Source organism: Flavobacterium sp. ASV13 (assembly GCF_000745775.1).
GTDB lineage: Bacteria > Bacteroidota > Bacteroidia > Flavobacteriales > Flavobacteriaceae > Flavobacterium.
On sequence record NZ_JQJY01000003.1, the window covers coordinates 250,112 to 262,570 of the forward strand.

Annotated in this window: 7 protein-coding genes; 6 read left to right on the plus strand and 1 reads right to left on the minus strand. The window is 34.4% G+C overall.

Annotated elements, in window-relative coordinates; all coding sequences use genetic code 11:
* Positions 1-5: 5 nt before the first annotated feature.
* From GQ47_RS08365 to GQ47_RS08390, 6 genes are all read left to right on the plus strand, one after another.
* A complete protein-coding gene (locus GQ47_RS08365; protein WP_035647174.1) occupies positions 6-590 on the plus strand; it encodes an XAC2610-related protein in 585 nt (194 codons plus the stop codon).
* A 193-nt stretch (positions 591-783) separates the two neighbouring features.
* A complete protein-coding gene (locus GQ47_RS08370) occupies positions 784-2,637 on the plus strand; it encodes an endonuclease (RefSeq protein WP_035647176.1) in 1,854 nt (617 codons plus the stop codon).
* Positions 2,638-2,946: 309 nt separating this feature from the next.
* A complete protein-coding gene (purL, locus tag GQ47_RS08375; protein ID WP_035647179.1) occupies positions 2,947-6,600 on the plus strand; it encodes a phosphoribosylformylglycinamidine synthase in 3,654 nt (1,217 codons plus the stop codon).
* A 205-nt stretch (positions 6,601-6,805) separates the two neighbouring features.
* The gene (locus GQ47_RS08380) at positions 6,806-9,211 is read left to right on the plus strand and encodes a TonB-dependent receptor domain-containing protein (RefSeq protein WP_035647181.1); all 2,406 of its coding nucleotides are present in this window, start codon (positions 6,806-6,808) and stop codon (positions 9,209-9,211) included.
* Positions 9,212-9,353: 142 nt separating this feature from the next.
* Entirely contained in the window at positions 9,354-9,785 is a 432-nt protein-coding gene (locus tag GQ47_RS08385; protein WP_035647183.1) for a hypothetical protein, read from the plus strand.
* A gap of 183 nt (positions 9,786-9,968) precedes the next feature.
* Entirely contained in the window at positions 9,969-11,747 is a 1,779-nt protein-coding gene (locus GQ47_RS08390; protein ID WP_035647185.1) for an AMP-dependent synthetase/ligase, read from the plus strand.
* A 54-nt stretch (positions 11,748-11,801) separates the two neighbouring features.
* Here the strand turns inward: GQ47_RS08390 and GQ47_RS08395 are convergent, their stop codons facing one another.
* A complete protein-coding gene (locus tag GQ47_RS08395) occupies positions 11,802-12,347 on the minus strand; it encodes a 3'-5' exonuclease (RefSeq protein WP_035647188.1) in 546 nt (181 codons plus the stop codon).
* Between the last annotated feature and the right edge of the window lie 112 nt (positions 12,348-12,459).

Sequence of the window (12,459 nt, forward strand, 5' to 3'; positions counted from 1 at the left end):
GATTTATGAAATTATTTTTTTCGCTTGTCATTTGTCATTTATTCTTTAGCAATGCATTTTCTCAAAATACAACTATAATTAAGTGTGATTCTATTTATAAAAATAAAGGAATTGCGATAAAACTTGCAACTTTCAACGACAGAGAAGATATCGAAGATGACGAAAAAAATGCGACTCTGACAATCACTCAGCAATTAAACGGCAAAAAAACAATATTATTAAAAGAAAATCTTCATAGTAGTAATCAGGAAATTGAATTTAGAGATTTTAATAACGATAAAATAAAAGATCTTTTAGTTCAAAATTATTCAGATGTTCGAAGCAATTGGACTTATAGCTTATATCTATATAATTCCAAAACAAATAATTTCAAAAAAGTAGTTGGTTTTGAAGAAATCAAAAACCCAATATTAAATACTAAATATAATATTATTGAAAGTCACGTAGTTTCCGGGACCAATTGGGCTTCCTTTTATAAAATAAAAAACAATAAAGTAATTGATTTTAATATCGTCATAACTGATGACGGTAGTTCTAAATCTGAAAAAGAATATAGAAAAGCCATTAAAAAAATAACTTCAATAAAATAAACTTCAAGCCTTAGTGCCTTCGCGGTAGTTAAAAAATCACTCGTAAGAAAATCTATCTAAATTTAAACTTACCGTAACGTTTTGCATCTTAAAAAGTAGTAGTTTTGTTACATATTAAAATTTAAAACATTTAAAATCAATATTTTAAATTAGTAAATTTTTAGTATTTCAAACCAAATCTTAAACTACTTTTATGAAAAAAAACTACTTTTTACTGTTATTGCTTCTTACCACAATTGGTTTTGCCCAAATTCCATCTGGATATTACAGCACTGCTACCGGAACTGGTTATACTTTAAAAACACAATTGTACAACATTATTAAAGGCCATACAGACAATGGTTATGCAGGTTTGTACACAACCTATCAAACTTCAGATGTCGATAATTTTTATGAAAATGACGGAACCGTTTTAGACATGTATTCCGAAAATCCATCCGGAACAGATCCTTACAATTATAGCACAGGAAGCACACAACGATGCGGAAATTACTCTGTTGAAGGCGATTGCTACAACAGAGAACATATTATCCCGCAATCTGTTTTTAATGAACAATCTCCAATGGTTGCCGATGCGCATTTCATAACACCAACCGATGGAAAAGTAAACGGAATGCGTTCTAATTATCCACATGGAACTGTAGCTTCTGCAACCTATACTTCTCAAAATGGAGGTAAATTAGGATCAAGTTCTGTTTCTGGATATTCAGGAACTGTTTTCGAACCTATCAACGACTTTAAAGGTGATATTGCCAGAATGTATTTTTACTTCGCAACACGATATGAAAATACGGTTGCGGGTTATTCTTACGCCATGTTTAATGGTTCAAGCAATCAAGTTTTCACAACAGCTTTCTTAAATATGCTTTTGGCTTGGCACGCACAAGATCCTGTAAGCGCAAGAGAAATTGCAAGAAACAATGCAATTTATGCGCGTCAAAATAATCGTAATCCATTTATTGATCATCCGGAATATGTAAATCAAATTTGGGGCGGAACTCCTTCTGGAGATACTCAGGCGCCAACTACTCCAACAAGTTTGGCTTCGACTTCAAAAACAGCAACTTCAATTTCACTTTCATGGACAGCATCTACAGATAATGTAGCCGTAACGGGTTATGATGTTTATGCGAATAGTGTTTTAAAAACTACCGTTTCTGGAGTTACAACAACAATTACAGGTTTAACTGCTTCTATAGCTTATTCTATTTATGTAAAAGCAAAAGATGCAGCTGGAAATGCTTCTGCATCAAGCAATACTATTTCGGTTACAACGAACAGCAGCGGAACGGGAACTGCAACAGATTTGCTTTTCTCTGAATATATTGAAGGTTCAGGAAATAACAAAGCATTGGAAATTGCCAACAATACCGGAAGTTCAGTAAGCTTAGCTGCTTATACAATTAAAAAACAAACTAATGGTGCTGGCGCATGGAGCACAGGTTTAGCTTTAAGCGGAACATTAACTACAGGAAGCAAATTTGTTATTGTAAACAGCTCGATTTCTTCAACATGTTTTTCTCCAAGTTCAGCCAACATTTCAACAACGGCAACTGAATTAACTTTCAACGGAAATGATGCTGTAGGTTTATTCAAAAATGGAGTTTTAATAGACATCATCGGAACTTTTAACGGCGGAACTGCAAATTTTGCTGTCGATGTTACTTTAAGAAGAAAATCAACTGTAACTTCTCCAAGTGCTACTTTTAATTTAAGTTCGCAATGGGATTCATTTACACAAGATACCTGCAACAATTTAGCAAGCAAAATGGCTAAACCAATTGAAGAAGAAAAAGAAGAAATTGTAGAACTTTCAGATGAAATTGTGGTTTTCCCAAATCCTTCAAACGGAGTTTTCAATATTGTTTTAGGCAATTCAGATTCTCCTTATTCGATAGAAATTCTTTCTTTTACCGGACAAAAAGTTTTCGAAAAACAAAACACAACAGATCCTGTAATAGCTGTAAGTCATCTTTCAAGAGGAATTTATGTTGTTAAAATCGTGAAAGATTCAAAAACTACAATTAAAAAAATAGTAATCAAGTAATTTTTTTTCTCGCAGATTTAGCAGATTAAGAAATCTTAAATAATTATCGACACAGATTTATTGATATTCAAATAAATTAAATCTGCACAATCTGCTAAATCTGCGAGAAACAAAAAAACTTTGCGACTTTGCGAGATTAAATACCTTTTTTGCGAGAAAACCTTCAATATGAGAAGACGCACTGCTGTGCGCCTCTACAGATGGCAAAAAAGGTCATTACATTTTTTTGTAAAGAGTTTGTTATCAAATTTGCGCTTACTATTTATTTAAACTAAATTTGCAGCTCAATACAACAAACTACACATCACAATGATCCATTTCTTTGAAAACCAAAGCAAAACTGTTTTTGCCGTACAGACGCAAAACGAAATTTCAGCTCAAGACATTTCAAAATTAAACTGGCTTTTTGCCGACTCTAATAAGATCGAAAAATCCGCACTGACGGGTTTTTTTGTTGGTCCCCGTGCCACTATGATCACACCTTGGAGTACAAATGCTGTAGAAATCACTCAAAACATGGGTGTTCCGGGCATTATCAGAATTGAAGAATTTCATCCAGCAACGGAAGATTTTACTGATTTTGATCCGATGCTTTTCCAAAAATTCAATGAATTAGATCAGGAGATTTTTACTATCAACATTCAGCCGGAACCAATTCTGGAAATTGATGATATTGCCACTTACAATAAAGTTGAAGGTTTAGCTTTAAGCGAAGAAGAAGTAGAATACTTAAATAATCTTTCGACTAAACTTGGAAGAAAATTAACTGATTCTGAAATTTTTGCTTTCTCGCAAGCGAATTCAGAACACTGTCGTCACAAAATTTTCAATGGAACATTTGTAATTGATGGTGAAGAAAAAGAAACCTCTCTTTTTAAATTAATCAAAAAAACATCTCAGGAAAATCCTAACGATATTGTTTCTGCTTACAAAGACAACGTTGCTTTTGTAAAAGGACCAAAAGTGCAGCAATTTGCACCAAAATCGGCTGACAAACCTGATTTTTACGAAATAAAAGAATTTGATTCGGTTATCTCATTAAAAGCCGAAACACACAATTTCCCAACAACAGTGGAACCTTTCAACGGAGCCGCAACAGGTTCTGGAGGAGAAATTCGTGACCGTTTAGCTGGAGGTCAAGGTTCGTTACCATTAGCAGGAACTGCGGTTTACATGACTTCGTATTCTCGTTTGAACAACGACAGAAAATGGGAAAATGCCGTTGAAGAAAGAAAATGGTTGTACCAAACTCCAATGGATATTTTAATCAAAGCTTCAAACGGAGCTTCTGATTTCGGAAATAAATTTGGTCAGCCGCTTATTACAGGTTCTGTTTTAACTTTCGAACATTCAGAAAACGACCGTAAAATTGGTTATGATAAAGTAATCATGCAAGCGGGAGGAATTGGATACGGAAAACTAGATCAATCAATTAAAAAGAAACCACAAGAAGGCGATAAAATCGTAATTCTTGGAGGAGAAAATTATAGAATCGGAATGGGTGGTGCTGCAGTTTCTTCTGCAGATACTGGAGCTTTCGGATCAGGAATCGAGTTAAATGCGATTCAGCGTTCAAATCCTGAAATGCAAAAACGTGCTGCTAACGCCATTCGTGGTTTGGTAGAAAGCGACAACAATCCAATTGTTTCAATTCACGATCACGGAGCTGGAGGACACTTAAACTGTCTTTCGGAATTGGTGGAAGAAACTGGAGGTTTAATCGATTTGGATAAATTACCTGTTGGAGACCCAACGCTTTCTGCAAAAGAAATTATTGGTAACGAATCTCAGGAAAGAATGGGATTGGTTATTGGTCAAAAAGATATTGATACCTTACAAAGAATTGCTGACAGAGAGCGTTCGCCAATGTATCAGGTTGGAGATGTAACGGGAGATCATCGTTTTACATTCGAATCAAAATCAAATGGTTCAAAACCGATGGATTACGCTTTAGAAGATTTCTTCGGAAGTTCTCCAAAAACGGTTATGACAGATAAAACTGTTGACAGAAAATATGCTGAAGTTTCGTATTCTGCAAATGATTTCGAAAGTTATTTAAAAGACGTTTTACGTTTAGAAGCTGTTGCTTCAAAAGACTGGTTGACTAATAAAGTGGACCGTTGTGTTGGTGGAAAAGTAGCTAAACAGCAAAATGCAGGTCCGTTACAATTGCCTTTAAATAATGTTGGGGTTATGGCTCTGGATTATTTAGGAAAAGAAGGTATTGCAACTTCTATTGGCCACGCTCCTATTGCTGCTTTGATTGATCCTGTTGCAGGATCTCGAAATGCTATTGCAGAATCATTATCAAACATTATCTGGGCTCCAATTAAAGATCAATTAAAAGGTATTTCATTATCTGCAAACTGGATGTGGGCTTGTAAAAACGAAGGTGAAGATGCTCGTTTGTACGCTGCTGTTGAAGGTTGTTCAGAATTTGCAATCGAATTGGGAATCAATATTCCGACAGGAAAAGATTCACTTTCGATGAAACAAAAATATCCAAACGACGAAGTAATTGCACCGGGAACGGTTATTATTTCGGCTGGAGGAAACTGTACAGATATTAGAAAAGTAGTTGAACCTGTTTTACAGAAAAACGGAGATTCTATTTATTATATCAATTTGTCTCAGGATGATTTCAAATTAGGAGGTTCTTCTTTTGCACAAATCAGAAATACAATCGGAAACGAAACGTCTACAATTAAAGACGCTTCTTTCTTCAAAAATGTATTTAACACAATCCAGGAATTAATCGGCGAAAGCCAAATTTTAGCCGGACACGATATCGGAAGCGGTGGTTTAATTACTACTTTATTAGAATTGTGTTTTGCTGATGTGAATTTGGGAGCTAAAATTGATTTCTCTGCTTTCGCGGAAAAAGACTTATTGAAAATCCTTTTCGCTGAAAACATCGGAATCGTTTTCCAAGCAAAATCTGACGCAGCTGTTGAAGCTAAATTGAAAGCTAATAATATCGAATTCTTCAAAATTGGTTCTGTAACTTCTACAGCTACTTTGGAAATTGGAAATTGGAATTTAGACATTCCAACTTACAGAGACGTTTGGTTCGAAACTTCTTATTTATTAGACCAAAAACAATCTAAAAACGGAAGAGCTCAAGCACGTTTTGAAAATTATAAAAACCAAGTTTTAAATTATACTTTCCCTGAACATTTTACAGGAAAGAAACCAGAAATCGACAATTCTAAACCAAGACCAAAAGCGGCTATTATTCGTGAAAAAGGAAGTAATTCTGAGCGTGAAATGGCAAATGCAATGTACTTAGCTGGATTTGATGTAAAAGACGTTCACATGACCGATTTAATTTCTGGTCGTGAAACGCTTGAAGACATTCAATTTATTGGAGCTGTTGGTGGATTCTCTAATTCAGATGTTTTAGGTTCTGCTAAAGGTTGGGCGGGAGCTTTCTTATACAACGAAAAAGCAAAAACAGCTTTAGATAAATTCTTCAAAAGAGAAGATACTTTATCTGTTGGAATTTGTAATGGATGCCAGTTGTTTATGGAATTGGAAGTGATTAATCCAGAACACGAAGTTCACGGAAAAATGCACCATAACGAAAGTAACAAACACGAAAGTATCTTTACTTCTGTAAAAGTACAAGAGAATAACTCGGTTATGTTATCGACTTTGGCTGGAAGTACTTTAGGAGTTTGGGTTTCTCACGGAGAAGGTAAATTCAAATTGCCATATTCAGAAGACCAATACAACATTGTTTCTAAATATGCTTACGAAGGTTATCCTGCAAACCCTAACGGCTCTGATTATAACACAGCAATGATGTGTGATAAAACTGGAAGACATTTGGTTATGATGCCTCATATTGAGCGTTCGACTTTCCAATGGAACTGGGCTCATTATCCAAAAGACAGAAATGACGAGGTTTCGCCTTGGCACGAAGCTTTTGTTAATGCCAGAAAATGGATTGAGAAAAACTAAGAAATATATTTTATTAAAACGCCCGAATTTTATCGGGCGTTTTTTTATAGCCACGAATTCACGAATTTTTATTTTCAAAAATAGAATCAAGAAAATTCGTGAATTCGTGGCTATAAAAACTATTTAAAACTATTCTAAGATTAATTTAATAGTATCTTAAGACAGCTTAAGCAAGCGTAAACATTCTGGTAAATATCTTTGTCTCATGAAAAATATGATACGCAAAATATACCTTCCAATTCTCTTATTCACTATAAGCCAATTTTCCTTTGCTCAAAAAACGACTGCCATAAAAGGAAATATCACTGACGGAAAACTTCCTGTCGAATTTGTTGATGTTGTTTTAAAAAAAGCCAGCGATTCTACCAAAATAGCCAATTATGCTGTAACCGATGTTATGGGAAATTTTGCTTTAGAGAATGTTCCTTCTGGCGATTATCAGCTTCAATTTAAATTAATTGGTTTTAAAACTATTTCTCAAAAGATAAAAGTTGCTGAGAGTCCAATTTCCATTGGAACAATCAAATTGCAAAACGATGCTAATTTACTGAATGACGTTGTTGTACAATCTCAGAAAAAACAAATTCAGAAAACGAACGAAGGTTTTATTTTTAATGCTGTTTCGAATATTTCACAATCCGGCGGAACTGCGACAGATATGCTGAAAAGCATTCCGACAGTTGCTGTAGATGCGGAAGGCGGAATTACATTAAGAGGAAAATCGCCCATGATTTTGATTAACGGAAAAAATTCGGCCATTACCAATATGGATCAGATTGCGGCAAGCAGTATTGAAAGCATCGAAATAATAAGTAATCCAACCGCGAAATATGATGCTAATGCCGAAAGCGGTATTATTAATATTAAATTGAAGAAAAACAATCAAAACGGTCTTAATGGCGCTGTGGTTTTAGGAGGCGGTTTTGGCGCAAAAGGCAGAGTGAATAGCTCGGTTCTTTTAAATAATAAAACAGAAAAATGGAACATTGGTTTAGGATACGACAATCGTTTTGCCGGAAGAACTAAAAAGATTAACGCTGACCGAACAAACTATTTTATTGATGATGAACATTACATTCATCAGCACAGAGATGACGCCCGCACGGAAGGTTTACAAAATCTAAAATTCAATGTTGATTTTACTCCAAACGACAAAAATTCATTTTCATTTGAAGCTTTAGGAAACATTGAAACTCAGGATAACGACGAAACTTTGTACACGCAGGTAAATACAAGTACAAATGCATTCTTCTCAAGTAACAGAAGGCATTCTTTAGAATTGGAACGCTCAAAAGTTGGGGAATTGTCTTTTAATTATGAACGGAAATTTTCTGATGAACGAAAAAGTTTAAATACTTCAATCACTTCGTCATTCGGGAAACACAGAGAAAACACTGATATCGACACTTATAATTACGATGAATATCAACAACAAATTGGCGAAGCTAAATTACAGCGCACGCACAATTATGAAAACCAAAATATCTCTAATGCAATTGTAAATTATGCTTTTCCAGTTTCAGAAAAAACAACTGTAGAAACAGGTTACAAAGGAACATTTCGCTTTTTTAATTCTGATTTTGAAAGCGCTGATTTAGTTAATGGTGATTATGTTGTAAATCCTATTGCTAGCAATACTTTCGAATTTAATGAACAAATAAACGCTGTTTACGGAATGCTGAATTCATTTATTGGCGAAAGCGAAAATCCAAAATGGAAATACAATTTAGGTTTGCGTGCAGAAAATGTTTCAAACACTGGAGCAACGCAAAATAATAGCGATCGCTTTAGTAATAATTATTTGAAACTTTTTCCATCGGCTTCGTTGCAATTGAATTTAAAAGCAGATGAATTTTTCAAAATCGGCTATAGCAAACGTATCAATCGCCCAGATTTAGACGATTTAAATCCGTTTATTGATATTACAGATGCGTTAAATCCACATGGTGGAAATCCGTATTTGAAACCTGAGATTATTCATATTGCCGAAATGAGTTACAATAAAGACTGGCAAAATTATTCGTTATCAGCCAATGCATTTTACAGAAATACAACAGACGCAATCAGACAATATGCTGAATTACTAGATAATGGTGTAATTTTTCTCCAACCAAGAAACATTGGAAGCACTGTTACTTATGGTTTAGAAACTATTTTCAGTCTGAAACCAATTGGTTTTTATGATGCGAACATCAGCTTGACTGCTTTTCAGCAAAATATTAATGCATCGAATTTAGGCGAAGATGTTGTAAATAATGCTTTTAGCTGGTATGGAAAAATCATCAATAATTTTGTTCCTTGGAAAGGCGGAAAGCTGCAGATTATTGGAAATTATAATTCGGCTTTAGCAACTGCACAGGGAAAAAGAATTCCGATTTATAATGTCGATATGGGATTTCAGCAAAAACTCGGAAAAGGAAATGCTCGTTTAGGTTTGGTTGTCACCGATATGTTTAATACGCTTGAAAGTGGTTATAAAAACAATACCGCATTGTTCAGTAATAACAGAACCAACAAATCAGACACTCGCGCTTTGATGCTTACGTTTGCGTATACCTTTAAATCTGATTTTAAAGAAAAACTACTAGAAAATCAGTTTTCGACAGAATAATAATTCGCAAAATAAAAATCTGATAATTTTTTCATTCTTGTAATTGGGATTTATTTTTTCTATGGAAATTTAAAGTATATTCGCCTTGAAAATCAGCCACTGATTTTTATAAAAGACTAAAAACACTTAAACCTACTATAGAATGAAATCTGTACACGTATTGCTTATTGCTCTATTTTTTGTTGTTGCGAAATCTTATTCGCAAGTTGAAGTAAATCAAATCACTCATAATTCTAAAGAACGCTATATTACAACCACGATTGGTTTTCCAGTTTCCGGAACTTATGCGCCAATTGGCCAAAAAGAGCCAATTAGCCAATTAAATCCAGATGGAACAGGATTTATTCAATCTGTTGATATGAGCAAAAAGAAAATTAACTGGGGAATTGAATGTACAGAAGAGGGAATTCCTGTTTTCAAGGAAGGGTTCAATAGTAAATCGTACACTTTTTGGTACAGACCAAATGACAGCGACGAATGGTCGTATTCTCAATTTTCTATCCATTTTGCGAAGAAAAAAATGTTTCTGATGGGAGAAAGAGTCAAAGAATATGAAGATTTTAATGTGCAATAATCTCTAAAAAAATACTATTTTTTTTAATTTGATAATTTCTTGTTTTTTCGAAAATTTACTACAAAAAAGAAAACGTTTTCGTTGATTTTTAAGAGTCCCTATAAATTTTCCCATAAAATTCCACAAAATTAAAAATTATACCTATTTTTTATTTAATTTGCGATAAAATTCAATATATTAAACATGGTTTCAATCACACGCCTTTTTGATTTTCCCTATTATCAACAAGAAACTTATAACCTTCCGGTTGCTTTAGCAACAAAAAAAAACGGAGTCTGGGAAAAAACATCTAGCCAGGAATATATTGCAAAAGCAAATGCAATTTCGAGAGCATTATTACGAATGGGCATTCAAAAAGATGACAAAATTGCCCTGATTACATCAAATAACCGTACCGAATGGAATATCATGGATATTGGTATTCTGCAAACAGGTGCGCAGACGGTTCCAATTTATCCAACAATATCTGAAGAAGATTACGAATATATATTGAATCACAGTGGCAGTATGTACTGCTTTGTGTCTGATGAAGAAGTGCTTCATAAAGTAAATCTTATCAAAGCAAATGTACCGACTTTAAAAGAGGTTTATTCTTTCAATGAAATTCCAGGTTGTAAACACTGGAGCGATTTATTGTTGTCAGGCGAAGACGAAAGCAATCAAAGCGAAGTTGAAGCCAGAAAAGACAGCATTCAAACAGTTGATTTAGCGACTATTATTTATACTTCCGGAACAACAGGAAGACCAAAAGGCGTTATGCTTTCGCACAAAAACATTGTTTCAAATGTTTTAGACAGTGCGCCTAGAATTCCGTTTGATCCGGGAAAAAGCACTGCATTGAGCTTCTTGCCTATCTGTCATATTTTTGAAAGAATGATCTTGTACATTTATCAATATTATGGAGTTTCGGTTTATTTTGGAGAATCAATTGACAAAATCAGTGATAACTTAAAAGAAGTTCGTCCTACTGTAATTACAGCTGTACCAAGACTTTTAGAGAAAGTTTACGATAAAATTTATGCAAAAGGAACTGAATTAACTGGCATCAAGAAAAAACTGTTTTTCTGGGCGATTGATTTAGGTTTAAAATACGAACCATACGGAGCAAATGGTGCTTGGTATGAATTTCAATTAAAAATTGCCCGCAAATTGATTTTCAGCAAATGGAAAGAAGGTTTGGGTGGAAATTTAGATTTAATGGTTTCTGGAAGTGCCGCTTTACAGCCACGTTTGACTAGAGTTTTTGCAGCTGCAGAAATTCCAGTTATGGAAGGTTACGGATTATCTGAAACTTCTCCGGTAATTGCGGTTAACGATCAAAGAAACAAAGGTTTCAAGATTGGAACTGTTGGAAAAGTAATTCGCAATGTAGAAGTTAAAATTGCAGAAGACGGAGAAATTCTTTGCAAAGGACCAAACGTTATGTTAGGTTATTTTAAAGATCCTGAAAAAACGGCTGAAGCTTTACAAGATGGTTATTTCCACACCGGAGATATTGGAGAAATCGACAGTGAAGGCTTCTTGAAAATCACCGATCGTAAAAAAGAAATGTTCAAAACTTCGGGAGGTAAATATATTGCACCACAAATCATTGAAAATGCCATGAAACAATCTCGTTTTATTGAGCAGATTATGGTGATTGGTGATGGCGAAAAAATGCCAGGCGCTTTTATTCAGCCAAATTTTGAATTCGTAAAAGAATGGGCAAAAATCCATAAAATTACTTTAGGAAAAACAGATAAAGAAATCAGTGAAAATCCAGATGTAATCAAACGCATCGACGAAGAAGTTGAAAGCATCAATGAGAAATTTGGAAACTGGGAAAAAATCAAACGTTTTGAGTTAACTCCAGATGTTTGGTCTATCGACGGCGGACAACTTACTCCTACTCTAAAATTAAAACGTAAAATCATTAAAGAAATTTACAAAGATCTTTACGCTAAAATCTATGGTCATAATTAAAATTCCAAAATAGTTAACCAAAGAAAAAGGCTGTCTTTATTGAGACAGCCTTTTTTAATTTTGCAGACACCAATGCAAAATCTTTGCGATGTTTTTAGCATCATCAATCCCACGGTGATGCGTTCCTTCTAACGGAATATTAAGCAGTGCCAAAGCACCATTCATTCCGGTTGGTTTTACCAAACCAAATTTTTCGGCAAAATGCTCTTTAACATTAATATGTTCATCTGCCATTGGATAAGAAATATCGAACGATTTACACTGCTTTTTAAGCATATTCAAATCGTATTGGCCGTAACTTGCCCAAGTATATAAATCGGGATTGTATTCGTCTATCAACTCATTAATCGCTTCTTCAAAACTGACACCATTTTCATCCAGTAAATCCTGAGTTATCGTTGTCAATTCTGTACAAAACGGACTAACGCTAGAACGTTGCGGTTTTATCAAAATTCCTTTATTCTTGGAAATTTCGCCTGTCGCAGTATCTAAGACCGCTAATCCGATTTCAATAATTTCATTTTCCTGTCCGCTCGGAACTGCGCCTTGCCAACATGTGGCTTCTAAATCGATAATAATAATTTTATCTGTTGTTTTCATTTTTTTTTAATTTTAATAATTGTGTGTATTTAACCGCAAAGAACGCAAAGGTTTACGCAAAGGAGCGCTAAGATTTGTTTCACGCAGATTCAGCAAATTTGAGCAGATTTTA